The organism is Cryobacterium sp. Y82 (genome assembly GCF_002929495.1).
Taxonomy (GTDB): domain Bacteria; phylum Actinomycetota; class Actinomycetes; order Actinomycetales; family Microbacteriaceae; genus Cryobacterium; species Cryobacterium serini.
In genome coordinates this window covers 83,346-107,411 of sequence record NZ_PJJJ01000024.1, presented here as the reverse complement: position 1 = coordinate 107,411, position 24,066 = coordinate 83,346, and the positions used below count along the sequence as shown (strand labels likewise).

The following is a 24,066-nucleotide window of genomic DNA, read 5'->3' as shown; positions in this document are numbered from 1 at the left end:
TCACAATGACGGAGTTGCAGATTGGCTATGCGGCCATGTTGGAGCAGTTCGCACCGGCTGAGGCGGTCGCGCTCTCGGCCTACGCCGAGGAGCACGGTTTCACCGGCGTTATGGCGGCCGATCACTTTCAGCCGTGGGTTCCGGCCCAGGGGCAGTCGAGTTTCGTCTGGAGCGTGCTCGCCGCGATCGCCGAGCGCACCAAGGGCGACTTCGGTCCCGGCGTGACCGCCCCGACTTTTCGCTGGCACCCGGCGATGGTGGCCCAGGCTTCGGCCACACTGGCGTCAATGTATCCTGGTCGGCACTGGCTGGGCTTGGGTTCTGGCGAGGCCCTGAACGAGCACATCGTTGGTGGCTACTGGCCCGAAGCGCCCGAGCGCATCAACCGCATGTTCGAGGCCATCGAGATCATCTCGAAGCTGTTCGCCGGGTCGATCGCCGGCAAGGACGTCAAGCACTCCGGTCAGTTCTTCAAGCTCGAGTCGACCCGGCTGTGGACCATGCCCGAGGTAGCCCCCGAGATTCTGGTCGCCACCGCCGGCCCGGTCACCGCCAAGCGTGCCGGCCGGCTCGCCGACGGCCTCATTACGGTCGGCGCCCCGCTGGAGAAGATCTCGATGCTGTTCGGCAAGTTCGACGACGGTGCCCGCGAGGCCGGCAAGGACCCGTCGATCATGCCCAAGGTGCTGCAGCTGCACATGAGCTGGGCCGAAACCGACGAGGAGGCCATGACCAGTGCGCTGCACGAGTGGCCGAACGGTGGCATGAAGTTTCCGAAGGGCGACATCCGTTCGCCGTTTGAGTTCGAGCAAATGGCCAAGCTCGTGCGTCCGGAAGACTTCGAGGGCCGCATGATCATCTCGGCCGATCCCGACGAGCACCGCAAATACATTCAGAAGTTCGTCGACCTCGGCTTTGATCGCATCTACCTGCACAACGTCGGCCGCAATCAGAAGCAGTGGATCGACGTCTTTGGTGCATCCGTTCTGCCGAAGCTCGTTCGATAGATGCCGTACGATTCCCGGCCCGACGCTGCCGCCGCAGAAGTGGGCGCTATGGAACTGTTCGGCCTCAAGGTGTTCACGCTCGGTGGATTCGGCGAGATTCAGGCCGGCGACGACCTTGCCGGCCTGATCGCGGAGGCAGCGCGGTCGCGCCTGCTCGACGGCGATATCGTAGCAATTACCAGCAAAATCGTCTCAAAGGCCGAGGGCCGCGTCGTGGCGGCGGTGAATCGGGAGCAGGCGATCACCGACGAGACCGTGCGCGTCGTGGCCTCGCGGGCGCACCCCGGTGGTGTCACGCGCATCGTCGAAAACCGGCAGGGTCTGGTCATGGCCGCGGCTGGCGTCGACACCAGTAATGCCCCCGATGGCATGGTGCTGCTGCTGCCGGTTGATCCGGATTCCTCTGCGCGCATTATCTGCGCTGCCCTTCGCGAGCGCACCGGGCTGCAACTCGGCGTGCTGGTGACCGATACCGCCGGGCGTCCCTGGCGGGAAGGCCAGACCGACATGGCCATTGGCGCGGCCGGGTTCGCGGTGCTCGACGACCTGCGTGGCACAGCGGATACTTCCGGCCGCCGCCTCGACGTCACGGTCGCGGCCGTCGCCGATGAGATCGCTGCCGCTGCCGACCTGGTCAAGGGCAAGACCAGCGGCAACCCGGTCGCCGTGGTGCGCGGACTTGGCCGCCTGGTCGGCGCCCTGGCGCTTCCCGGCGCTCGGGCATTGCAGCGGCAGAGTGACAGCGACATGTTCCGGCTCGGCACGGCGGAGGCCTGTGCCGAGGGGTATGCCGAGGGGTACGCCGCGGGGCTCGCGGCTGGAAGAGACTAAATCGAGATCGTGAGGGCCTCGATCAGGCCGCTTTCGGCGTCGAGCTCGAAACGGTAGTTCAGGTCGACGCTGCGGCCGGGAAAGTTGCCCTCGACGCGGTTGACGACGGTCGTGGACGATTGATCTGTCTCGGTGCGCAGCGGGGTGGTCGTGTACTCGAACTCGGCAACGCTGCCGGCGAGCCAGGCGGCGATGGCCACCTCGCCCGTGTAGGTCTTGCCGTCATCGATGACGACCGCGTTCTCGGTGAAGGTCGCTCTGGCGGACGCGGGCTTGGGGCTCGCGCTGCGTTCAAGGTAGGTGGTGATCGACATGGGCAGCGTGCGTGCCTGGGTGGTGACTGACATGAAACCTCCTGGGTAGTTCAAACGAACGTATTCGGGTCGACGGATGTTTGCCGTCGACCCTTGAGGCTACCGCGCGCCGACTGCGCCCGACGCTGCTAGCGTTTTGCCATGGACGAAACACGCGGCACAGTCGACCGACCGTCGTCGCCGCCAGCCGCGGCCAACTGGGTGGTTGTCGTTCCCATCAAGGGGAGCTTGGAGGCGAAGAGCAGACTCGGGGCTGGGCCCGAACGGGCCGCGCTCGCCGATGCGTTCGCGCTCGACACGGTGGCGGCGCTGGTGGCGGCATCCGCTGTGGCACGCGTGTTCGTGGTGACCGCGAGTGCACGTCTGGGAGCGCTGCTCGCCGGGCTCGGCGCGGTCATCGTGCCCGAGGTGCCCGGCGCTGAAACGGGGTATGCCCGGTTGAATGCAGCGATCATGCAGGGCGTCGTGGCCGCGCGACTCGACCAGCCCGACGCGAATCTGGCCGTGCTGACCGGGGACCTGCCCGCCCTGCACCCGACCGACCTTGACGCTGCCTTCGTGCTCGCCGCCCAGCACACACGGTCCGTGGTACCCGACGCCGAAGGCGTGGGAACGACGAGTCTGTTTGCCCGTTCTGGCATCTCGTTCACGCCGCAGTTCGGAGTTGGCTCATGCGCCGCGCACCAGGCCGCCGGGCACGTTGTTCTCGACCTGCCGCCCCCCTCGACGCTGCGTCACGATGTCGACACCATTGTCGACCTCGACGTAGCCCGCACACTCGGGCTCGGCCCGCACACGAGCGCGCTGCTCGCCCAGCTCTAGTTCACAGGGCGAGCACGGCGGCGGCCATCGCGGTCGTGGCGGGCAGGTCGGTCATCCACAGCGGCGCCGCAGCAGAACGGATGCCGGCGGCCGTCAGCGCGGGCAGCGCCGCGGCATCCGTTTCGTCGACGAGCCAGGCGTCCAGGAGCCCACCTTGACTGCGGGCGCCGTAGTGCAGTCCGACGGCGAGGGCGCTCGTGTCGACCCCGATCGTGTGCAGGCAGGCGTCGGCCATGCCGCGCACGGCCGCGCCGCCGATGATCGGGGACACACCGGCCACCAGGGCCCTCGTGGAACGCAGGGCGTCGCGAACGCCGGGTACGGCCAGAATCGTGCCGATCGACACGACCGGGTTTGATGGCGGAAGCACGATGAGGTCGGCTGTCTGGATGGCGTCCAGCACGCCGGGCGCTGCGACCGCGTTGGCCAGCCCTCGCTGCTCAAACCGGGTTACGGCCACTCGGGCGCGGTAACGCACCCACCATTCCTCAAAATGAATATAGTCGCCGGCCGCATGCTCATCGATATTCTCATCGAGGCATACATATGTTTCGACGGGTTGGTCGCTCATCGGCAGTAGCCGCACTCCGGGCTGCCAGCGCCGGCACAGAAACTCGGTGGCTTCGCTGAGGGTCGACCCGCTTCGCAGTAGATCGGTGCGCACGATGTGCGTGGCAAGGTCGAGATCGCCGAGTGTGAACCACGACCAGCCCCGGCCGTAGGCGGTAATCTCGGAGGAGGCCCGCCGGGTTTCTTCGGGTCGGCCCCAGCCCTGCTCTTCGTTGATGCCTCCGCCGAGGGTGTACATGACGGTGTCGAGGTCGGGGCAGATGCGCAGCCCGTCGAGCCACATGTCGTCGCCGGTGTTCACGATCACCGTCACGGCTGCGTCGGGGGCGGCCGTGGCGAGGTGGGCGAGCAGCCCGCGGGTGAAGCGGGCGCCACCGACGCCGCCGGCGAGTACGGTTACGTTCCTCATGAGTTGCCCTTCGACGTGGCGGCGGAGTACACGATGACCGGGTGGCCGCCGCGCGGGTGTGGCAAAACGAAGCAGTCCACGCCGTAGACCTCGCCGATGATCTCGGGGGTGAGCACCTCGTCGGGGGTGCCGGTGGCAACGAGCCGGCCGCCGTCGAGCAGCAGGATATGGTCGCAGTACGCCGCCGCAAGGTTGAGGTCGTGCAGGGCCATGATCGCTGTGACTTCAAGCTCTCGCACCTGCCCCAGCAGCGAGAGCTGGGCGCTGACGTCGAGGTGATTGGTCGGTTCGTCGAGCAGCAGCAGGCTCGGCTGCTGTGCCATGGCCCGGGCAATCTGCACGCGCTGCTGCTGCCCGCCGCTCAGGGTCTGCCAGGACCGTTCGGCCAACGCCGCCGCGCCGACGGTCTTGAGGGCGCTGAAGGCGACGGCGCGGTCATCCTCACCGCCGAACGACCCCATCAGCCTGGTGCGATGTGGAATGCGGCCGAGCAGCACGACGTCGAGCACGGTCAACTCCACACTCGGCGCCGCGTTCTGTTCGAGCAGCGCGATGCGGCGGGCCGCTTCGCGCCGGGGCAACGACCCAACCGAGGCGCCGTCGAGGGAAACAGCGCCGGTATCCGCTTTGTCGATGCCGGCGATGAGCCGCAGCAGGGTGGACTTGCCGGCACCGTTCGGCCCGAGCAGGCCGGTGACGCTGCCGGTGGGAAGCGACGCCGAAACGTTCCGCAGAATTCTGGTGCCGTCGATGGAAAACGACAGCTGGTCGAGGTCTACGCCCACAGGTGCGATTTCTTTCTCTTGATCAGCAGAATGAAGACCGGCACGCCAATGAACGCCGTGATGATGCCCACCGGCAACTCGCGCGGATCGAACACCGTGCGCGCGAGCGTGTCGGCGATGACCAGAAACAGCGCGCCGCAGACCGCTACCAGCGGCAGGAGCCGGCGGTGCCCCGGGCCGCTGACGCCGCGCACGAGGTGCGGCAGGATGAGTCCGACGAATCCGATCGACCCGCTGACGGCCACCATCGCGCCGGTCAGCAGTGCGACCGATCCAAGCAGCGCCCAGCGGGTGCGGTTCACGTTGATGCCGAGGCTTGCCGCCGCGGTATCACCGAAGGCGAAGGCGTCGAGCCGGGTCGCCGACAACAGGATGCCCGTTCCCACGACGGCCACTGCCGTTGCGGCGATCGTGACACTCTGCCAGGTGGCGCCAGCCACCGAGCCGAGCAGCCAGTTGAGAATCTCGCGGTACGAGTCGCCCTTGGCGGCCCAGAAAATGATGAATGACGTCAGGGCGCCGGCGAGCTGCGCGATGGCAAGTCCCGCCAGTACGGCCCGCACGGGGGTGATCGTGCCGCCGACCCTGGCGATGCTCAGCGTTGCGACGAGGGCGAGCAAAGCGCCGGCAAATGCCGCGGCCGGCAGAAAAAACCCGATACCGAGAATCACGACGCAGACCGCACCGACGGATGCCCCGCTTGAGAGCCCGAGCAGGTACGGGTCGGCGAGGGGGTTGCGCGTTACGCTCTGCATCACGGCGCCGCTGAGCGCGAGGCCCGCGCCGACCAGCGCAGCTGTGAGCACGCGGGGCAGTCGCAGCTGCCAGACGATGGAGTCGATGAGGATCGGAACGGGCTCCGTCGCGAGGCCGAGGTGGGCGCCGATGCTGCCCGCCACCTGCCCGAGGGACACGGCGGCCGGCCCGATGGTCACGGCTACACCACACCCCAGAATCAAAGTGACGGTGGCCGCGAGGAGCCACCCGAGGTATCTGCTCCGAGTCACCGCAGTTCCCCACTGAACAAGATCACTCGTTCAGGTCGGCTAGCTGGGTGATCGCGGAGGACGCCGCTTCTACGTTGCGGATGCCGGCTTCGGTCGAAGCGAACGGCAGGATGATATAACGCTGGTTCTTCACGGCATCGAGCACCTGGGTGGCCGGGTCGGATTCGAGGTGGGCGATCTTTGAGGCGGCCGTGTTCCAGGTGGCGTCGACCAAAACAATGACGCTCGGGTTGGCCTCGATGACCGATTCCCAACCCACCGAGGTCCAGGTGTCGTTCACGTCAGCGAAGATATTGCTCAGGCCGGCGGCCTTCATGATCATTTCCGGCGAGCCGATACCGGCGCCGACGTAGGGCGTGGTGGTGCCGCTGGAGTACCAGAGGGCGGAAGTGTCGGTGGAGGTCGGTTCGAGCGTGGCCAATTCGTTCCGCAGGGCGCTGACCAGGTCGGCGGCGGCGGGCGCTGCCCCAAAGATTGCGCCGGCTTCCTCAATTTCGCTGAAGACGGTGTCGAAGGTGAGAGGGTTGGGCATCCGCTCGCCCTTGCAGGCAGCGGGAGAGACGTAGGTGCCCACACCGAGCGTCTCTAGGGCGTCACGTTCTCCTGCACCGTCCGCAGTGAAATTGGATTCCCAGCCCCCGTAGATGAAGTCGGGGTCCAGTCCGAGTACAGCCTCCTGACCGGGCAGAAAGTCGCTGATCACGTTGAGGTCGGCGCCTGTCGTTTCGAGCGACTCTGGCAGCGGGCCGTCGAGAAAGGCCGAACCCACGATGCGGTCGCCGACGCCGAGGGCCAACAGCAGTTCGGTCGCCGACGATTTGATCGACACGATGCGTTCGGGGGCTGACTCGACAGTGACGACCCGGTCACAGTTAAAGGCTGTCACCGGATAGCCGGCGCCAGCGGCGGGAGTCTCGGCGGGCGTGGCGGCCGGCGACAAGGCGGCGGCGCATCCGCTCAGCAGCAGGGTCGAAGTGGCCAGCGCAGCCAGGCACACGGTAAGTCGATTCATGAGGTCTCTTTCGGCTCGTCGCGGCTCGTCGCACGCGGCAACGCCACCGCAAACTGGCGGAATAATGATGGACCTCAGCCCAAATCCAGGCCAGCAGAACCGGTCAAAGCAAACCGGTGGTCTGCCTAAACTCTAGATCAATGAGACCGGGTCCGACTCCGCGACCCCGACAACATCGACCGATCAATTCCTGAAGGAAGAACATGGCTGACACAGAGTGCGTTCTTGGACTGGATCTGGGGACGAGCGGGCTCAAGGGCACTCTTCTTCGCTATGACGGACGCGTCGTGGCGACGGCTTCCGCTGAGTACGAATTCGACTCCCCGCACAGCGGATGGGCTCAAATCGATGCTGCCAAATGGGAGTTGGCAGCACGCTCGGTCGTCGGTCAACTCCGGCAGCTTGCACCAGATGCACAGATAGAAGCAGTCGGCATCGATGGGCAGATGCATGGGGTCCTCCTCGTCGACGAGCGCGGCGAGGCCATCGCCCCAGCGCTACTGTGGCCGGATACTCGAGCAATGGCCGAAGTTGAGACGTGGCGCACACTTGCGCCGCATTTAAAAAGTGCACTGGCCAACCCTTTGGGCACCGGAATGGCGGGTCCTCTTCTGCTCTGGGCGGCAGGTCACTGGCCGGATCAGTACCGTAGCGCCCATCGGTTCCTGTCCCCAAAAGATTGGCTCCGTACACGACTCATTCCAGAAGTTCTCGTCACGGACGCGTCCGACGCCTCCGCAACGCTGCTATGGGACGTTGTGAACAATGGATGGCACCGTGAACTCGCTGCCGAGTTGGGCATTCGCGCCTCGCTGTTTCCCGAAATCCGTCCCAGCAGCAGCGTTGCCGGGCGTCTGGATGCTGCAACTGCGGCGAGTTGGAGTCTTCCTGCGGGTATCCCGGTTTCTGTGGGATGCGGTGATGTCGCCGCCACCTTGACAGCGATCAACACCGGGTCTGCAACGTTGTCGATCATCGTGGGTTCTGGTGTACAGGCGCTCGTGGCCGACATCACCCCAACCGCCACTGCGCACCCGACGTTTCATTCATTCCGGTCCGCGACCGGGTCTTATTTCGGAATGGCCGCCCCGTTGAACGGTGGCCTCGCCCTCAAACGAGTGCGTGACCTGCTCGCAATGGAATGGAGCGAGATCTATGAATCGCCATATTTATCGATTCCCAACGATGAAGCCGTCTTCCTGCCGTACTTCGCCGGTGAACGAATCCCCGCGCTCACTCACGCATCGAACGCCGGCTGGCAAGGAATGGGGCTGAGCACCAGTCGTGAAATGCTCGCCGCCACGGCGGTCGAAGGGATGCTTTTTGGGCTCCGCCGAGCGATCGACCAGCTGCCCGGGCATGCGGGACTCATCCAAATGGTCGGGGGTGGCAGCAAACACCACGGAATTCGGCAACTAGCGGCAAACGTTCTGGGGCACCCCGTGGCCGGTCGACGCATCGAGAACGCCACCGCTTTGGGAGCGGCCCTTATCGCCGGAAAGATTGCAGGATGGCCGGCCGTCGTCTTCGACGAAGATGAAGCACTGCTGTCTCAACCTGAGCCATCCACCCGCATCGAGGGACGATTCGCCCGTTTTCAGGAAGCATCCGATCGAGTCGTGGCGCAGGCGAGCAACGAAGGAATGACTCGATAACTGGGTTCTGTATTCAGGTCTGCTGAACGAACGGCCCAACCGCGTTTGGCGAGGGCTACGACCAGCGCGCAGCGACCGGGTTCACAGTAGCGTCAAGCGGATGCGCCGCAGCGCGCAGGGCCTCGGCTACGGGTCGTATGTCGTCGGGCAGGGCGCCGGCGGTCACCCGAATGAACTCGGGACCACCGGTGTTCGACAAAAAGGGCGAGCCGCCGGCCACGCGAATGCCCGACGCGGCGAGACGCACAATGGCGTCACGCTCGTTGTGCACCGGCAGCCAGGTATTGATGCCGTCGGCTTGCACCACATTGAGCCCGCACTCGGCCAGGGCGTCGGCGAGGGCACGCTGGCGGGCGAAGTAGATGCGGCGGGCCTCGCTGACCTGCGCCATGCTCTCGCCGTTGGTGAGCAGGTCGTGCAAAATAGTTTGCAGCATGCGGCTGGTCCAGCCGGGACCGAGCATGCGCCGTGACACGATCGGGTCGATGAGCGCGGTCGGCCCGCCGAGGGCGGCAATGCGCAGGTCGGGGCCGTGCGATTTAGAGAAGCTGCGCACGTGCAGCGTGCGCTCCGGCAGCCAGACGCCAAGACTCACGTCGGGCGCGATGCTGATCTCGGCGGAATGGTCGTCTTCGATCACGATGGTGTCAGCGCTCGCGAAAGTTGTGCGTAGCAGCCGGGCCAGTTCTTTGGCCCGATGCGCCGTCATCGACGCTCCGGTCGGGTTCTGCGCGCGCGGCTGCAACAGCACAACCGCTGGGCCGAGCTTCAGTGCCGCAGCGAAGTCGGCCGGAACGATGCCGTGCTCGTCGACGGACACCGGCAGCCGTTCGAGGCCGAGCTGGTCGAGCAGGTCGAAAAACGGCGGAAACGACGGGTTCTCCACGATGACTCGGTCGCCGAAGTGGGTCACCGCGTCGAGGCTGCGCGAGATGGCGTCGAGGGCGCCGTCGACGATGGTGATGGTCGGGGCCGGGTAGGGCCAGGAAGCCCGCAGCACCTCGAGCAGCTCCGGAATAATCGGCAGATCCTGGTAGCTCGGCGTCACCGCTCGCTGGGAAACCCGGGAAAGCGCCGGCCCCAGCGACGGCAACAACCGCGGGTCAGGCGTGCCGCGCGAGAGGTCGAGGCGAACCGCGCCAACCGCACCAACCATGGACTGGCTGCGGGCCGGCAGCCACTTGGGTGCGGCTTCCTGCACGAAGGTGCCGCCGCGCCCACGTGACGTGATCAGGCCGACCGCGGAGAGCGCCTGCCAGGCGTGGCTGACCGTGGCGGGGCTCACGCCGAGCTCGCCGGCCAGCGCTCGAACGGTGGGCAGGCGGTCGCCCGGTGCGAGCCGGCCGGAGGCAATCAGCCGGCCGATGGCCGCGGCTATCCCCGCGGGGGAGCGCTGCTCGATCTCGCCGATAAAGTTCTGCATTGCCCTTGCCCTTGGGTGCGTTGGCCGACAGGATGAATAATGCGTGCGATACACAGAGAAACACATTTGAAATGTTTACGTTAAATAATAACAATACGAACAGCGCGGTTCGCATTGTCCCTTGACTAACGAAAGCAAGTGGAAGGCACAGCATGACTGTCGACAGTAGGAACGTCGTTCGAACAGCGATCACCCAGGCCACCTGGACCGGCGACGAGGAGTCCATGATCGCCAAACACGAGGGTTTCGTGCGTACCGCGGCCGCCCAGGGCGTGCAGGTGATTTGCTTCCAGGAACTGTTTCATGGCCCCTATTTCGGCATCGTGCAGGACTCCAAGTACTACGACTACGCGCAGGCCGTGCCCGGCCCTATCGTCGAGCGCTTTCAAAAGCTCGCCGCCGAGTTCAAAATGGTCATCGTCGTGCCGATGTACGAAGAAGAACAGCCCGGTGTGCTCTACAACACCGCCGCGGTCATCGACGCTGATGGCACCTACCTGGGCAAGTACCGCAAACACCACATCCCCCACCTGCCGCAGTTCTGGGAAAAGTTCTACTTTCGCCCCGGCAACACCGACTACCCGGTTTTTGACACGAAGTACGGCAAGATCGGCGTCTACATCTGCTACGACCGCCACTTTCCCGAGGGCTGGCGCGCACTCGGCTTGAACGGCGCCGAGATCGTGTTCAACCCCTCGGCCACCAAGCCCGGACTGTCCAACCGTCTCTGGGAGCTCGAGCAGCCGGCCGCCGCGGTGGCCAACCAGTACTACGTCGGAGCCAACAACCGTATCGGCAACGAGAAAGCCGAGTTCGGCGAGGAGGCCGTGACCTTTTACGGCAGCTCCTATTTCGTTGATCCCAAGGGCAACTACGTCGGCGAGCGGGCGTCGACCGACACCGAAGAGATCCTGGTGCGTGACCTCGACCTCGGCGTGATCCGCGAGGTGCGTAACTCCTGGCAGTTCTACCGCGACCGCCGCCCCGATTCCTATGAGCCCCTCGTCGCGCCGTAGCCCCAGCCGACCACAACGGAGGATGCCATGAAGACTTTGATCAAGAACGGCACCGTGGTCAACGCCACGGGCCGAGGGCTCGCGGATGTGCTGATCGACGGGGAGAAAATCGCCGCGGTGCTCGCACCCGGCGCGAACCTGCTCGGATTCGACGTGGCGGGCAATGTCGATCGCGTCATCGACGCGGGCGGCAAGTACGTCATTCCCGGCGGCATCGACGCCCACACCCACATGGAGATGCCGTTTGGCGGCACCCAGGCCAGCGACACCTTTGAAACCGGCACCCGCGCCGCAGCCTGGGGCGGCACCACGAGCATCGTCGACTTCGTCGTGCAGTACGCCGGCGAGGACGTGCTCGAGCGCTACGCCGCTTGGCAGCAGAAGGCCGCCGGACAGTGCGCCATCGACTATGGCTTTCACCAGATTCTCTCCGACGTGCAGGACACCTCCCTCACCGCGATGGACGAACTCGTGAACGAGGGCGTCTCAAGTTTTAAACTGTTCATGGCCTATAAGGGCGTGTTCCTGAGCGACGACGGCCAGATCGTCAAGGCCATGCAGCGGGCTGCCCAGAACGGCAGCATGATCATGATGCACGCCGAGAACGGCAGCGTCATCGACCTGCTCGTGCAGCAGGCCGTCGCCGCCGGCAACACCGGCCCGCTCTATCACGGCCTCACCCGGCCCTGGCAGGCCGAGGAAGAAGCCACGCACCGGGCGATTATGCTCGCCAACCTCACCGGCGCTCCCCTTTATATTGTGCACGTTTCAGCCAAGCAGGCGGTGGACCAGATCGCGACAGCGAGGGACAACGGCCAAAACGTGTTCGGCGAAACCTGCCCGCAGTACCTCTACCTCTCGCTCGAGGACAACCTCGGCGCAGAGAGCGACGAGTGGGGCCGTTTCGAGGGCGCCAAGTGGGTCTGCTCTACGCCGCTGCGCGCCAGGGCCGAGGGTCACCAGCACCATATGTGGCAGAGCCTGCGCACGAACGACATCCAGATGGTCTCCACCGACCACTGCCCGTTCTGCATGAAGGGCCAGAAAGACATGGGCCTGACCGACTTTTCCAAAATTCCCAACGGCATCGGCTCGGTCGAACACCGCATGGACCTCCTATACCAGGGCGTCGTCGATGGCAAGATCTCCCTCGAACGCTGGGTCGAAGTGTGCTCAACCACCCCGGCACGCATGTTCGGCATGTACGGCCAGAAGGGCGTCATCGCACCTGGCGCCGACGGCGACGTGGTGATCTACGACCCGAACGGACACACGTCCATTGGCGTCGAAAAGTCACACCACATGAACATGGACTACTCCGCCTGGGAGGGCTACGAGATCGACGGCCACGTCGACACCGTCATCTCCCGCGGCAAGGTCGTCGTCGACGATTTCGCCTACCTCGGCACCAAGAGTGACGGCCGATTTATCAAACGCGGCCTGAGCCAGTACTTGATTTAGGGGCAGACATGGATTTCGGAGCAGTACTCCAGACCAACCCGCCGTCATCGCGCACCGTGCAACTGGCCAAACTCGCCGAGGCACACGGCTACAGCCACGTCTGGACCTTCGACTCACACCTGCTCTGGCAGGAACCCTATGTGATCTACAGCCGCATCCTGGCCGAAACCAGCAGAATCATCGTCGGTCCCATGGTCACCAACCCGGCCACCCGCGACTGGACGGTCACGGCGTCGACCTACGCGACCCTCAACGAGATGTACGGCAACCGCACCATCTGCGGCATCGGCCGCGGCGACTCAGCCGTGCGCACCACCAACGGCTCCCCGACCACCCTGAAAACACTGCGCGAGTCGATCCACGTCATTCGAGAACTCGCCAACTCAAGGCCGGTCGAATACAACGGCGCCACCGTGCAGTTTCCGTGGAGTCGCGGCTCCAGCCTGGAGATGTGGGTCGCCGCGTACGGCCCGCTCGCGCTCAAGCTCGCCGGTGAGGTGGGCGACGGTTTCATCTTGCAGATGGCCGACCTCGACGTCGCCAAGTGGATGATCGAAAGCGTGCGCACAGCAGCCTCCAACGCCGGCCGCGATCCGCTGTCGATCAAGTTCTGCGTCGCCGCCCCCGCCTACATCGGCGAAGACTGGGAACACATGCGCAACCAGTGCCGCTGGTTCGGCGGCATGGTCGGCAACCACGTGGCCGACATCGTCGCCAAGTACGGTGCCGATTCCGCCGTGCCCAAGGCGCTCACCGACTACATCAAAAACCGCGAGGGCTACGACTACAACCAGCACGGCAAGGCCGGCAATGAACACGCTGCCTTCGTGCCCGACGAAATCGTCGACCGGTTCTGCCTGCTCGGCACCGCCAAAGACCATATCGAAAAGCTGGAGGCGCTCAGAGACCTCGGCGTCGACCAGTTCGCCGGCTATCTACAGCACGACAACAAGGAAGAAACGATGCGCGTCTACGGCGAGACCGTGATTCCAGCCCTGGCCGACTCGATCATGGCCACGAAATAGCCAAGCGGATGTCGACGACCAGCGAGCAGGCCGCCCCGCTCACGCGCGGGGCGCTCGGAGTGGCGAAACAGCACCAGCCCCGGCGTTCGGGGGTGCGCACTCGCCTGCGCGGTGGCCTGTTCGGCCTGGCCGGCCTCGTGCTGCTCGCCCTGATCTGGGAGCTGTACAAGACCTTTGGTCCGGTCGACGGCGTTGTCATCGGCACGCTTACCGTTCTGCCGCGCACGAGCGACCTGGCTATGCCCCATCTCTGGGTCATGTTCGAGCGCGTGCTCGAGCCGGTGACCGGCGCGGCATCCGCTCTGCCGCTGTGGGCGGCGGTGCTGGCCGGTTCGCTGTTCACCCTGGGTATCGCGGCGGTCGGCTGGCTGGTCGGGGTGACCGTGGGGCTCGCTCTGGCGCTGCTCATGCAGCGTTTTCGCCTGGCCGAGTCGGCCATCCTCCCGTGGATCATTCTGAGCCAGACCGTGCCGCTGATCGCGATCGCCCCGCTCGTGCGACGCTGGGGCGCACAGATCCAGTTCGGTGAATTCAGTTGGGAGAGCTGGATGTCGGTGGCCCTGATCGCCTCCTACCTCGCGTTCTTCCCGGTGTCCGTCGGCGCCCTGCGAGGCCTCGCCTCGCCCGACACCAACCACGTCGACCTCATGCACTGCTACTCGGTGGGGTGGTGGAAGACGCTCTGGCGGCTGCGCCTGCCAGCCAGTGTCGGCTACCTACTACCGGCCCTGCGCCTGGCCGCGGTCAGCGCCGTGGTCGGCAGCGTCGTCGCCGAGGTGTCGATCGGGCTGCGCGGCGGCATTGGCCGGCTCATCGTTGAATACGCCGGCGCGGCTGGCAATGATCCGGGCAAGCCCTGGGCGCCCATCTTCGGATCAATCCTGGTCGGCCTGGTCGCCGCCGGTTTTGTAGGTCTGATCGGCTTGTTCCTTCGGCGCTTTCGCAGGGAAGAGGTGTCAGCATGACCAACACAACGGATGTGCCTGCCGTGGATGTGCACAGTGTCAGCCGCATCTTTGCCGCCCGCAAAGGCCCGGGGGTCACTGCCCTCGACGATGTGAGCCTCACGGTTGCGCCCGGTGAATTCGTCAGTCTGATCGGACCGAGCGGATGCGGCAAGAGCACGCTTCTCAGACTCGTCGCCGACCTCGACGTTCCCACCAGCGGCAGCATCGAGGTGTTCGGCAAGCCGGCCCGGCAGGCCCGCATCGATCAGGACTACGGCATCGCCTTTCAGCAGGCTGGTCTGCTGCCCTGGCGCACCGTCGCCGGCAACATTGAGCTGCCGCTCGAACTGCACGGAGTGGGCAAGGCGACCCGGCGCCGTCGCGCGGCCGAACTGATCACGCTCGTCGGGCTCGCCGACTTTGCGAGCCACTACCCCGACCAGCTCTCCGGTGGCATGCAGCAGCGCGTAGCGATCGCCCGTTCGCTCGCCGAAAGCCCGAGCCTGCTGCTCATGGACGAACCGTTCGGCGCTCTCGACGAGATGACCCGGGAGCGCATGCAGAACGAACTCGTGCGCATCTGCGTCGAGACCCGGGCGGCCGTTGTGTTCGTCACCCACTCCATTCCCGAGGCGGTGTTTCTCTCCAACCGCGTGGTGGTCATGTCGCCGCGGCCCGGGCGCATCCGCTCCATTGTGAGCGTGGGACTTGGCGATATGAGCGGCCGCAGCGAGGACCTGCGCGAAAACGAGGGCTTCTTTCACTCCCTCAGCGAGGTGCGCGACCTGCTGCACGGCGATGCCGCTGCCCCAACGGGAGCGCAGGGGGTCGAGACCCGATGAGAACCAGTCAGCCGCGGCTCGTTCAGACCGTACTGGCCCCGATCGTGTTCGGCGTGGCCGTCATTGCGCTCTGGCAGGCCCTAATCACCGGGCTGGGCATCAAGGCCTTCATCCTGCCGGCACCCTTTGCGATCGGCGCTGAATTCGCCGGCAATCTAAACAACGTTGCCAGCGGAATGGCGGTCACCGGCCGCAACTCCCTGATCGGCCTGATCATCGGCGCCCTGTTCGGTATCACACTCGCAATCCTGGCAGCCCTCGCGCGGCTGCTCGACGAGATGGTCGCGCCGGTCGTCGCCGCCCTCTCGGTGGTGCCGATCGTGGCGCTCGCTCCGGTGCTCTACACAATGTTTGGCGCCGGCGCGGAGACCGCCCGGCAGCTCGTCGCGGCGCTCGCCGTGTTCGTGCCGGTCTACTTCAACACCCTCAAGGGCCTGCGCCAGGTGCGTCCGGTGCACCGCGACCTCATGCGTGCCTACGCCGTCACCAGTTGGCAGGCCACCCGGGCGGTCACCCTGCCCACTGCCTTGCCCTATGTCTTCACCGGCCTGCGCGTAGCGTCCTCGCTCGCCGTGATCAGCGCCCTGATCGCCGAATATTTCGGCGGACCGGTCGGCGGCCTCGGCAAGTCGATCACGTCAGCCGCGTCGAGCAGCAACTATGGCCTGGCCTGGGCCTACGTGCTTGGCTCGATCATTCTTGGTCTCCTCTTCTATTGCGCAGCTCTCGCTGTGGAGAAGCTCGTGACCCGCCGATCCGGCGGCTAACCGGTCCACCTGGAAACACTCACAGCACCAGCAACCAAGGAGGTAGTCATGAAACAGCGCATCAAATGGTTCGGCACACTCGGTTCTCTCGCGGCAGTTGGCGCTCTGGTTCTCAGCGGATGCAGCAGCGACGGCAATGCGCCGACCTCGAGCGACGCGAGCGGCGCACTCACGCCCATGACCCTGCAGCTGCAATGGTTCGCCCAGGCCCAGTTCGCGGGCTACTACGCTGCCGTAGACCAGGGCTATTACGAAGATGAGGGCCTTGACGTCACCATCGACGAGGGTGGCGCTGACATCGTTCCGCAGGATGTGCTTGCCGCCGGCGACGCCGACTATGCCATCTCGTGGGTGCCCAAGGTACTCGGCTCGATCGAACAGGGAGCCAACATCACCAACGTTGCTCAAATCTTCGAGCGCAGCGCCACCACCCAGATCTCACTTAAAGACAAGAACATCAGAACGGCGTCCGACCTGGTGGGCAAGAACGTGGGCAGCTGGGGCTACGGCAACGAGTGGGAACTCTTCGCCGGCATGCAGAAGAGTGGCGTCGAGCTTGGCGACATCAACCTGATCCAGCAGGCATTCGACATGACCGGCTTTCTGGCTGGCGACATTGACGCGGCCCAGGCCATGACCTACAACGAATACGCCCAGGTTCTGGAAACGGTCAACCCCGACACCGGCGAACTCTTCCAGCCCGATGAGCTCAACGTCATCGACTGGAACGAAGAGGGCACCGCCATGCTCCAGGACTCCATCTGGGCCAACGCCGACAAGCTTCAAAGCGACGCAGACTACGCCGACAACACGGTGAAGTTCATCAAGGCGTCGATCAAGGGCTGGATCTATGCGGCCAACAACCCCGCCGAGGCCGCCGGCATTGTCACGGCAGCCGGTTCGACTCTGGGTGAGAGCCACCAGCTGTGGATGACCAACGAGGTCAGCAAGCTGATCTTCCCGTCCAGCAACGGCGTCGGCATGATCGATGAATCGGCCTGGTCCAACACGGTGGACATCGCCATGAACACCAAGAACGAGACCGGCGCGACCATCATCACGACCGAGCCGCCAGTAACGGCCTACACGAACGAGTACGTCACGAAGGCCCTCGACGAGCTGAAAGCTGAGGGTGTCGACGTTTTGGGCACCGATTGGAAGCCCACCGAGGTCACCCTCAACGAGGGCGGCAACTAACTGCACCCGGCCGGGCGGCGCAGGCCGCCCGGCCCCACACCTTTCTCATGACGACAACCATCCACTACAAAGAAAGCCAGCGATATACGTGACTGACACCAGCACACAAACCCTCAATGCGCACACCAGCGAACTCGACCGCGCGCACGTCTTCCATTCCTGGTCGGCGCAGGCGGCACTGAAGCCGCTCGTCATCGCCGGCGGGCTCGGCTGCCGCGTCTGGGACCACGACGGACGAACGTACCTTGACTTCTCGAGTCAGCTGGTGAACGTGAATATCGGCCACCAGCATCCGGCCGTCGTGAAAGCCATCACCGAACAGGCCGCCCTGCTGACGACCATCGCTCCGTCCACCGCCAATCTCACCCGCGGCGAAGCGGCCAGGCGCATCACCGACCGTGCCCCGGCCGGGTTCAACAAGGTCTTCTTCACCAACGGGGGAGCGGATGCCAATGAGAACGCCATACGCATGGCCCGCCTCAACACCGGCCGCGACAAGGTGCTCTCGCTCTACAAGTCGTACCACGGCAACACCGGAGCGGCCATCGTCGCGACCGGCGACTGGCGCCGCATTCCCAACGAGTATTCGCGCGGCCACGTGCACTTCTTCGGCCCGTTCCTCTACCGCAGCGAATTCTGGGCGACCAGCGAGGCCGAGGAATGCGCGCGTGCCCTGCACCACCTCGAACGCGTCATCCAGAGCGAGGGCGCAGCCTCGATCGCCGCCATTTTGCTCGAGTCCATTCCCGGCACCGCCGGCATCATGATGCCACCGGCCGGCTACCTGCCCGGTGTGCGCGCGCTCTGCGACAAGTACGGCATCATGCTCATCCTCGACGAGGTCATGTGCGGCTTCGGCCGCACCGGCCACTGGTTCGCGTTTCAAGCGTATGACGTCATGCCCGACCTGATCACTTTTGCGAAGGGCGTCAACTCCGGTTACGTGCCCGCCGGCGGTGTGATCATCTCCGATGCCATCGCGGCTACCTTCGACGAGACCGTCTTTCCCGGCGGACTCACCTACAGTGGGCATCCGCTCGCCATGGCGTCGATCGTCGGCGCGCTCGACGCGATGGAGGCCGAAGGCATCGTCGAGAACGCCGCCCGCATCGGGCGTGACGTGCTCGAGCCGGGCCTGAAAGCGCTGCAGGCCAAGCATCCGATCATCGGCGAAGTGCGCGGTGTCGGCGTCTTCTGGGTTCTCGAGCTCGTGGCTGACCCGGCGACCCGCGAGCCGGTGAGCGCCGCCGTCATGGCCCGGGTGAAGGCCGAACTGCTCGGCCGCGGCCTGCTGCCGTTCCTCATGGAGAACCGCATCCACGTTGTGCCGCCCTGCGTCGTCACCGATGCCGAGGTGGCCGAGGCGCTCGCCATCTACGACGAGGTTCTCAGCCTCGCCCTTCTGTCCTAACCGATCCACTGAAAGGCTCAACCATGACCGACCTTCCCACCATTTCGCACTACATCAACGGCGCAGCAGCAGCAGGTACCTCGACCCGCACCGCGCCGGTTTTCAATCCGGCCACCGGCACAGTCGCCAAAAACGTGTTGCTCGCGAGCGCTCGCGACCTCGACGACGCCGTCGCGGTCGCCCGGGCGGCCTACCCGGCCTGGCGCGATATGAGCCAGGCCCGCCGCCAGACCATCATGTACAACTTTCGCGAGCTGCTCAACGCCCGCAAGGGCGACCTGGCCGAAATCCTGACCGCCGAACATGGCAAGGTCACCTCCGACGCACTCGGCGAGATCATTCGCGGGCTCGAGGTCGTCGAATTCGCGCTCGGCATGCCGCATCTGTCCAAGGGCGAGTACTCCGAAAACGTCTCAACCGGCGTCGACGTATACTCGGTCCGCCAGTCGCTCGGCGTCGTTGGCATCATCAGCCCGTTCAACTTTCCGGCGATGGTGCCGCTCTGGTACTTTCCGATCGCCATTGCGGCCGGCAACACCGTCGTGCTCAAGCCGAGCGAGAAAGACCCATCCGCGTCGAACTGGCTCGCCGAGCTTTTCACCGAAGCTGGGCTGCCCGCCGGTGTGTTCAACGTCGTGCACGGCGACAAGGAAGCCGTCGACGCATTGCTCGTAAACCCCGACGTGCAGGCGATCTCCTTCGTGGGCTCGACGCCCATCGCCCGCTACATCTACGAGACTGCCGCCAAGAACGGCAAGCGCGTGCAGTCCCTCGGTGGCGCGAAAAACCACATGCTCGTGCTGCCAGATGCCGATCTTGAGTTGACAGCGGATGCCGCAGTGAATGCCGGTTTCGGATCCGCGGGAGAGCGCTGCATGGCCATCAGCGTCATCGTGGCCGTCGAGCCGGTCGCCGACGAACTCATCGCGAAGATCGCCGAACGCGTCAAGAGCCTCACCGTCGGAGACGGCACGCGCGGCTGCGACATGGGCCCGCTGATCACGAAGGTGCACCGCGACAAGGTGGCCGGTTACATTGACATCGCCAAGGCTGACGGCGCCGACATCGTCATCGACGGTCGCGGTGTCAAGGTCGACGGCGACCCCAACGGTTTCTGGCTCGGCCCGACCCTGTTCGACAAGGTCAGCGTTGACTCGGCCGTGTACCTCGACGAGATCTTTGGACCGGTGCTGTCGATCGTGCGGGTGGCCAGCTACCAGGAGGGACTCGATCTCATCAACGCCAGCCAGTACGGCAACGGCACCGCCATTTTCACCAACGATGGTGGGGCCGCCCGCCGGTTCCAGAACGAGGTGCAGGTGGGCATGGTTGGCATCAACGTGCCCATTCCGGTGCCGGTCGCGTATCACTCCTTCGGCGGCTGGAAGAATTCGCTGTTTGGTGACGCCAAGGCCTATGGCCCCGCCGGGGTCAACTTCTTCACGCGAGAGAAGGCCGTAACGAGCCGTTGGCTCGACCCCAGCCACGGCGGGATCAACCTGGGCTTCCCCCAGAACCAGTAGTCCCGCATCTCTCTCCCGCGAGAGCGCAAAAAGTGCTCGTTTGATCCGTCTAATCGGGCACTTTCTGCGCTCTCGCCGACCTACTTCGCGCTGTGAGAGAGTTGCACCTGCGAGGCTTGGGCTCGCAGCGCCTCTATGACGGTGCGCACGGCCAAGCGCTCAGCTCGGTCGGGGCGCATGAGCGCCACGATCTGGCGCTCGGATTCGATGCCCCGCAGGGGCTTCAGTACGAGGCGGCCGGGCTGGCCCCCGCCGGAGGTATAGCGCGGCACGAGGGCGATGCCAAGCCCGGCAATCACAAACGATTCAATCAAGGCGAGGTCGGCAAAGCGCTGCGCCATCGACAAGTGAGCGCCGGCTTCCTGCTCGATCGCGTGCAGAATGCGCTCGAAGGGGTAACCGTCGGTCACCCCGATCCAGGTCTCTCCGATGAGGTCACTCGGGCGCAGCCAGGCGCGATCGGCAAGCGGATGCCCCACCGGCAGCCCCACATCGAGCGGCTCGGTCATCAGCGGAACGACGGTGAGGCCCCGGCCGGCCCAAGACAGCTGCCCGCTCATTGCATGGGCCAACACAATGTCATACTCGGCGGTGAAGGCGGGAAAGTCGCTCAGTTCGGGGTCTTCGTCGGCGCAGTTCAGCACGAGCCCGGGCCCCAGGTTTTTTATGACGCCGGGCAACAGCATTTGACCGGCCGTTGGAAAGGTGACCAGACTCACCTCACCAGTGGCGTTGTTGCGAAATTCGTCCCAGAGTGCGGTTGCTTTCGCCAGCGACACTGCGACATCCGTTGCGCTGCGGGCGAGGGCGCGGCCAGCGTCTGTGAGTTCGAGGCCGCGTCCGTGCCTCTGGGTGAGCGGCAGACCGGCCTCGCGTTCGAGCACCTTGAGCTGCTGCGAGACGGCGGAGGGGGTGCGATGAGTGGCCAAAGCGACCGCGGTGACGCTGCCGCGGTCGGCAAGCTCGCGGAGTAGTTCAAGTCGTTGCACGTCCATGTAGCCACTCTAAACAATCCATGCAAAATAAAGCGATTGTGCTGCATGGTTCAGGGTGGTCAAATAGGAAAGTCATACACGAGCAGTGTCGCCTCCGTGCCGGGCCAGTTCACCTCCTTCGAAAGGCACTCCGTGTTCATCCTCATCGCCATCTTGCTCGTTGCTGTTGTTTCAATCGTTGCCCTCGTCGTCGAGGTGCATCGCGATGGCTACCGCCAGATCGAGCGTCGCAACCTGGTTCGCATCTTCTAACACAAGAGTTCGGCTATCCGAGCGTGGACGAGTCGTAGCCCACGCGACGGCTCGCCTCTGGCCTGTGTGAAAAAGCCCCCTCCACTCGCGCCCGTTGGCGGCCACGTTCGGCCTGCTGGGCATGCCCTAAACTGGCGATTGTGACTGATACACGGCAAAAACTCATCGACTTCATCTCGGCCGAGGCCGTTTTTCACGGAGACTTCGTTCTCACCAGCGGCAAAAAGGCCACCTATTACGTGGACCTGCGCCGGGTGAGCCTCGACCATCGGGTTGCGCCGCTGATCGGGCAGGTCATGCTCGACCTCATCAAGGATGTGCCGAATGTGGTTGCTGTTGGAGGCATGACCATGGGGGCCGACCCAATCGCCGCTGCGGTCATGCACCAGGGCGCTGCCCGCGGCGCGACCTATGACGCGTTCGTCGTGCGCAAGGAACCCAAGGACCATGGTCGCGGCCGCCAGGTTGAAGGCCCCGACCTCGCCGGCAAGCGCGTGATCGTGCTCGAAGACACCTCGACCACCGGCGGCTCCCCTCTCGCCGCCATCGAAGCCTTGCTCAAGGTCGGTGCTGAGATCGCTGGCGTCGCCGTCGTGGTCGACCGCAACACCGGTGCCCGCGAAGTGATCGAGGCTGCTGGCTACCCCTACTTCGCCGCGATCTCCCTTGAGGATCTGGGGCTCAACTAGTGGCACCAGACGATGACGAGCGGGGAATCGACTGGCTCGCATCGCAGCTCAACCCGGGCGCCACTGGTGCTGACTTGCCTGTCGAAGCTTCAGATGACGCCAAAACGGTCGTGACCGAGCGCGAGGTTGCAGAGCCCGTTGAGGTGCCCGTTCCGGCAGCGCCCGCCGGGCCGGCTCCCTGGTGGACCACTCCGCTGCCGCAACCGGTCGAAGTTGAAGCTGACACCAGCGAGGTTGACAGCGCTGAGGCTGAGCCCAGCGGACACTCCGATTCAGCGCATGACGATGAACCGGCCACCGCTGCCGAACAGGAGGTCGTCCCACCGACCGAGAGTGAGCCGGAGCTGGAGCTGGCCGCGCAGCCCGCTGCAGGGGGCGAGCCGATCACACCCGACCCGACGGCGCCCGAACTAACCACACCGGCACCGGTGCCCACTGTCGTGCCCGAGGCGGTCGAACACCAGGGCACGGCAGCAACCGAGTTGCTTCCCGTCTCTGCAAAGGATGCTGACGCGAGCATCCGCTTAGCCGAAGCCGGCGAGCCAACGTACGCCGAGGCGCAGAGCCGCCACTGGTCCAGGCGCGGCGCTCCCGGAGCGACCCAGGCAGCCCTGGTCTGGACCGCCGTCGGGTTACTCGCCCTCATCGTGCTCGTGGGGTTGTTCTATCTCGGCCAGCGCCTCGTCGCGAGCCCGGCAGCGGCGCCGGCACCGACCCAATCCGCGACACCGACGCCGACACCGACACCGACACCCACACCAACGCCGACCCCGGAGGTCACGGCGGCGCAGACTGCCGGAGTGCACGAGTGGAACGCTCTGTTTGGTGGCGAGTGCCTCGAACCGTATGCGTCCCCATGGGCGGAGGAATTCACGGTCTTCGATTGTGCAGCCGCACACACGGCCCAGCTGGTGTATCGCGGCAATTTTGGCGGCGACGCGACCACAGCCTTTCCGGGGGAGGCAGCACTCGCGGCCCAGATCAACCTGCTGTGCACGGCACCCGGCATCCTCGACTTGAACGCGGCCGGCGCCTACCCGAATCTGCAGATGCAGGGGAGCTATCCGATCAGCGCAGAACAGTGGACCGATGAGCCGCGCTACTACTACTGTTTCGCCAGCCGCGCCGCGGCCGAGCCGCTCACTGCGAGCATCGTGGGAGCCGGTCCGACCGCTTAAAGCGGGCGCACCGCCTCGCGCCTAGACGGAGCGCTAAACAAACCGGCGGGGGAGGAAGGCGTCTAGATCTCGTCGCTTTCGATCGGCTCGGTCGAGAGTAGCTCGTGCACGCCGGCCACGATCTCGTCTGGCCGAAACGGGTACCGGTTGATTTCGGCCTCGTCGCTGATGCCGGTCATCACGAGGATCGTGTGCAGCCCCGCCTCCATGCCGGCGACGATGTCGGTGTCCATGCGGTCGCCGATCATGCCGGTGTTCTCCGAGTGCGCGCCGATCTTGTTCATCGCCGAACGGAACATCATCGGGTTGGGTTTGCCGACGACATAGGGCTCCATACCGGTGGCCTTGGTGATCAGCGCCGAAATCGCGCCGGTCGCCGGGGTGGGGCCGTCCTTGCTCGGCCCGGTCGCATCCGGGTTGGTTGAGATGAATCGCGCCCCGCCGAGGATCAACCGAATGGCCTTGGTGATCGCCTCGAACGAATAGTTGCGGGTCTCGCCGACCACCACATAGTCGGGGTCGGTCTCGGTCATGATGAACCCGGCTTCGTGCAGCGCTGTCGTGATGCCGACCTCTCCGATCACGAAGGCCGTGCCGCCGGAGACCTGAGACTTGAGAAAGTCTGCCGTTGCCAGGGCGGAGGTCCAGATGCGGTCCTCTGGCACGTTCAGCCCGCTCGCGCGCAGCCGGGCGCTCAGGTCGCGCGGCGTGAAAATGGAGTTATTAGTGAGCACGAGAAACGGCGTGCCAGCGTCGGTCCATTGCTGCAGCAGTTCGGCCGCCCCCGGGAGGGCCTGGTTCTCGTGCACAAGCACACCGTCCATGTCGGTGAGCCAGCATTCGATTTCGTCGCGTCGTGCCATCAGGCGCTCCTTTTCGTCGTGTTCAGCCTAGCCGCGCTGAGTTTCGCCACGGTAACTGGCAACAC

General features: G+C 65.1%; 23 protein-coding genes. 15 read left to right on the top strand and 8 right to left on the bottom strand.

From position 1 onward, the window contains the following. Positions 1-5: 5 nt before the first annotated feature. Both CXY70_RS03405 and CXY70_RS03400 read left to right on the top strand, forming a co-directional pair. Positions 6-1,007, top strand: a complete 1,002-nt coding sequence (locus CXY70_RS03405; protein ID WP_104190980.1) for a TIGR03557 family F420-dependent LLM class oxidoreductase — start codon at positions 6-8, stop codon at positions 1,005-1,007. A gap of 48 nt (positions 1,008-1,055) precedes the next feature. Then, a complete protein-coding gene (locus CXY70_RS03400) occupies positions 1,056-1,838 on the top strand; it encodes a coenzyme F420-0:L-glutamate ligase (protein ID WP_104190995.1) in 783 nt (260 codons plus the stop codon). Here the strand turns inward: CXY70_RS03400 and CXY70_RS03395 are convergent. Then, positions 1,835-2,185 carry a polyketide cyclase gene (locus CXY70_RS03395; RefSeq protein ID WP_104190979.1) on the bottom strand — a complete coding sequence of 117 codons (351 nt, stop codon included), beginning with the start codon at positions 2,183-2,185 and terminating at the stop codon, positions 1,835-1,837. The two genes, CXY70_RS03400 and CXY70_RS03395, sit on opposite strands and share 4 nt — an antisense overlap. A 108-nt stretch (positions 2,186-2,293) precedes the next feature. On the opposite strand from CXY70_RS03395, the gene cofC reads away from it, so the two are divergent. Beyond that, on the top strand, positions 2,294-2,974 hold the full coding sequence (gene cofC / locus CXY70_RS03390) for a 2-phospho-L-lactate guanylyltransferase (RefSeq protein WP_104190978.1): 681 nt from the start codon (positions 2,294-2,296) through the stop codon (positions 2,972-2,974). 1 nt (position 2,975) lies between these two features. Here the strand turns inward: cofC and cofD are convergent, their stop codons facing one another. From cofD to CXY70_RS03370, 4 genes are read right to left on the bottom strand one after another with little or no spacing between them, the layout of a single operon-like run. Next, on the bottom strand, positions 2,976-3,953 hold the full coding sequence (gene cofD, locus CXY70_RS03385; protein ID WP_104190977.1) for a 2-phospho-L-lactate transferase: 978 nt from the start codon (positions 3,951-3,953) through the stop codon (positions 2,976-2,978). Continuing rightward, positions 3,950-4,738, bottom strand: a complete 789-nt coding sequence (locus tag CXY70_RS03380) for an ABC transporter ATP-binding protein (protein ID WP_104190976.1) — start codon at positions 4,736-4,738, stop codon at positions 3,950-3,952. The genes cofD and CXY70_RS03380 overlap by 4 nt, the downstream gene beginning before the upstream one ends. Continuing rightward, positions 4,729-5,745, bottom strand: coding sequence for a putative F420-0 ABC transporter permease subunit (locus CXY70_RS03375; RefSeq protein ID WP_104190975.1), 1,017 nt, complete (start codon positions 5,743-5,745; stop codon positions 4,729-4,731). The genes CXY70_RS03380 and CXY70_RS03375 overlap by 10 nt, the downstream gene beginning before the upstream one ends. Positions 5,746-5,767: 22 nt before the next feature. Further along, complete coding sequence (locus tag CXY70_RS03370) at positions 5,768-6,757, bottom strand: putative F420-0 ABC transporter substrate-binding protein (protein WP_104190974.1); 990 nt, start codon at positions 6,755-6,757, stop codon at positions 5,768-5,770. A 203-nt stretch (positions 6,758-6,960) separates the two neighbouring features. Between CXY70_RS03370 and CXY70_RS03365 the strand changes: the two genes are divergently transcribed. After that, positions 6,961-8,412, top strand: a complete 1,452-nt coding sequence (locus CXY70_RS03365; RefSeq protein WP_104190973.1) for an FGGY family carbohydrate kinase — start codon at positions 6,961-6,963, stop codon at positions 8,410-8,412. 55 nt (positions 8,413-8,467) lie between these two features. On the opposite strand, the gene CXY70_RS03360 is transcribed toward CXY70_RS03365, so the two are convergent. Next, positions 8,468-9,835 carry a PLP-dependent aminotransferase family protein gene (locus tag CXY70_RS03360; protein WP_104190972.1) on the bottom strand — a complete coding sequence of 456 codons (1,368 nt, stop codon included), beginning with the start codon at positions 9,833-9,835 and terminating at the stop codon, positions 8,468-8,470. Between the two features lie 152 nt (positions 9,836-9,987). Between CXY70_RS03360 and CXY70_RS03355 the strand changes: the two genes are divergently transcribed. The 9 genes from CXY70_RS03355 (at position 9,988) to CXY70_RS03315 (ending at position 20,024) form a co-directional block, all read left to right on the top strand. Next, on the top strand, positions 9,988-10,851 hold the full coding sequence (locus CXY70_RS03355) for a nitrilase-related carbon-nitrogen hydrolase (protein WP_104190971.1): 864 nt from the start codon (positions 9,988-9,990) through the stop codon (positions 10,849-10,851). Between the two features lie 27 nt (positions 10,852-10,878). Then, a complete protein-coding gene (hydA, locus tag CXY70_RS03350; RefSeq protein ID WP_104190970.1) occupies positions 10,879-12,312 on the top strand; it encodes a dihydropyrimidinase in 1,434 nt (477 codons plus the stop codon). Positions 12,313-12,320: 8 nt separating this feature from the next. Further along, entirely contained in the window at positions 12,321-13,337 is a 1,017-nt protein-coding gene (locus CXY70_RS03345; RefSeq protein ID WP_104190969.1) for a TIGR03842 family LLM class F420-dependent oxidoreductase, read from the top strand. An 8-nt stretch (positions 13,338-13,345) separates the two neighbouring features. Next, a complete protein-coding gene (locus CXY70_RS03340; RefSeq protein WP_104190968.1) occupies positions 13,346-14,302 on the top strand; it encodes an ABC transporter permease in 957 nt (318 codons plus the stop codon). Next, positions 14,299-15,126 (top strand): ABC transporter ATP-binding protein, encoded by an 828-nt coding sequence (locus tag CXY70_RS03335; RefSeq protein WP_104190967.1) that lies wholly within the window; start codon positions 14,299-14,301, stop codon positions 15,124-15,126. The genes CXY70_RS03340 and CXY70_RS03335 overlap by 4 nt, the downstream gene beginning before the upstream one ends. Then, positions 15,123-15,893, top strand: coding sequence for an ABC transporter permease (locus tag CXY70_RS03330; RefSeq protein WP_104190966.1), 771 nt, complete (start codon positions 15,123-15,125; stop codon positions 15,891-15,893). Before CXY70_RS03335 ends, CXY70_RS03330 begins: the two co-directional genes overlap by 4 nt. Positions 15,894-15,941: 48 nt before the next feature. After that, positions 15,942-17,090 carry an ABC transporter substrate-binding protein gene (locus CXY70_RS03325; protein ID WP_104190965.1) on the top strand — a complete coding sequence of 383 codons (1,149 nt, stop codon included), beginning with the start codon at positions 15,942-15,944 and terminating at the stop codon, positions 17,088-17,090. A gap of 88 nt (positions 17,091-17,178) precedes the next feature. Further along, positions 17,179-18,501 carry an aspartate aminotransferase family protein gene (locus tag CXY70_RS03320; RefSeq protein WP_104190964.1) on the top strand — a complete coding sequence of 441 codons (1,323 nt, stop codon included), beginning with the start codon at positions 17,179-17,181 and terminating at the stop codon, positions 18,499-18,501. A gap of 23 nt (positions 18,502-18,524) precedes the next feature. Further along, on the top strand, positions 18,525-20,024 hold the full coding sequence (locus CXY70_RS03315) for a CoA-acylating methylmalonate-semialdehyde dehydrogenase (protein ID WP_104190963.1): 1,500 nt from the start codon (positions 18,525-18,527) through the stop codon (positions 20,022-20,024). 80 nt (positions 20,025-20,104) lie between these two features. Here the strand turns inward: CXY70_RS03315 and CXY70_RS03310 are convergent, their stop codons facing one another. Beyond that, positions 20,105-21,019, bottom strand: coding sequence for a LysR family transcriptional regulator (locus CXY70_RS03310; protein WP_104190962.1), 915 nt, complete (start codon positions 21,017-21,019; stop codon positions 20,105-20,107). Positions 21,020-21,411: 392 nt separating this feature from the next. Between CXY70_RS03310 and pyrE the strand changes: the two genes are divergently transcribed. Together pyrE and CXY70_RS17705 are read left to right on the top strand one after the other, a co-directional pair. Beyond that, positions 21,412-21,960: an orotate phosphoribosyltransferase gene (pyrE, locus tag CXY70_RS03305; protein WP_104190961.1), complete on the top strand. Its 549-nt coding sequence runs from the start codon at positions 21,412-21,414 to the stop codon at positions 21,958-21,960. Continuing rightward, a complete protein-coding gene (locus CXY70_RS17705; RefSeq protein WP_158250896.1) occupies positions 21,960-23,138 on the top strand; it encodes a hypothetical protein in 1,179 nt (392 codons plus the stop codon). The genes pyrE and CXY70_RS17705 overlap by 1 nt, the downstream gene beginning before the upstream one ends. Positions 23,139-23,200: 62 nt before the next feature. Here CXY70_RS17705 and CXY70_RS03295 read toward each other — a convergent pair whose 3' ends face one another. Further along, on the bottom strand, positions 23,201-24,001 hold the full coding sequence (locus CXY70_RS03295) for an HAD-IIA family hydrolase (RefSeq protein WP_104190959.1): 801 nt from the start codon (positions 23,999-24,001) through the stop codon (positions 23,201-23,203). Positions 24,002-24,066: the final 65 nt, after the last annotated feature.

Bases quoted from the DNA above. Each gene is read 5' to 3' on its own strand.
- CXY70_RS03330 (WP_104190966.1), top strand. From the start codon at position 15,123: ATGAGAACCAGTCAGCCGCGGCTCGTTCAGACCGTACTGGCCCCGATC.
- CXY70_RS03395 (WP_104190979.1), bottom strand. From the start codon at position 2,185: ATGTCAGTCACCACCCAGGCACGCACGCTGCCCATGTCGATCACCACC.
- CXY70_RS03355 (WP_104190971.1), top strand. From the start codon at position 9,988: ATGACTGTCGACAGTAGGAACGTCGTTCGAACAGCGATCACCCAGGCC.
- cofC (WP_104190978.1), top strand. From the start codon at position 2,294: ATGGACGAAACACGCGGCACAGTCGACCGACCGTCGTCGCCGCCAGCC.
- CXY70_RS03370 (WP_104190974.1), bottom strand. From the start codon at position 6,757: ATGAATCGACTTACCGTGTGCCTGGCTGCGCTGGCCACTTCGACCCTG.
- CXY70_RS03400 (WP_104190995.1), top strand. From the start codon at position 1,056: ATGGAACTGTTCGGCCTCAAGGTGTTCACGCTCGGTGGATTCGGCGAG.
- cofD (WP_104190977.1), bottom strand. From the start codon at position 3,953: ATGAGGAACGTAACCGTACTCGCCGGCGGCGTCGGTGGCGCCCGCTTC.
- CXY70_RS03365 (WP_104190973.1), top strand. From the start codon at position 6,961: ATGGCTGACACAGAGTGCGTTCTTGGACTGGATCTGGGGACGAGCGGG.
- hydA (WP_104190970.1), top strand. From the start codon at position 10,879: ATGAAGACTTTGATCAAGAACGGCACCGTGGTCAACGCCACGGGCCGA.
- CXY70_RS03340 (WP_104190968.1), top strand. From the start codon at position 13,346: ATGTCGACGACCAGCGAGCAGGCCGCCCCGCTCACGCGCGGGGCGCTC.
- CXY70_RS03295 (WP_104190959.1), bottom strand. From the start codon at position 24,001: ATGGCACGACGCGACGAAATCGAATGCTGGCTCACCGACATGGACGGT.
- CXY70_RS03345 (WP_104190969.1), top strand. From the start codon at position 12,321: ATGGATTTCGGAGCAGTACTCCAGACCAACCCGCCGTCATCGCGCACC.
- CXY70_RS03335 (WP_104190967.1), top strand. From the start codon at position 14,299: ATGACCAACACAACGGATGTGCCTGCCGTGGATGTGCACAGTGTCAGC.
- CXY70_RS03315 (WP_104190963.1), top strand. From the start codon at position 18,525: ATGACCGACCTTCCCACCATTTCGCACTACATCAACGGCGCAGCAGCA.
- CXY70_RS03360 (WP_104190972.1), bottom strand. From the start codon at position 9,835: ATGCAGAACTTTATCGGCGAGATCGAGCAGCGCTCCCCCGCGGGGATA.
- CXY70_RS03310 (WP_104190962.1), bottom strand. From the start codon at position 21,019: ATGGACGTGCAACGACTTGAACTACTCCGCGAGCTTGCCGACCGCGGC.
- CXY70_RS03325 (WP_104190965.1), top strand. From the start codon at position 15,942: ATGAAACAGCGCATCAAATGGTTCGGCACACTCGGTTCTCTCGCGGCA.
- CXY70_RS03405 (WP_104190980.1), top strand. From the start codon at position 6: ATGACGGAGTTGCAGATTGGCTATGCGGCCATGTTGGAGCAGTTCGCA.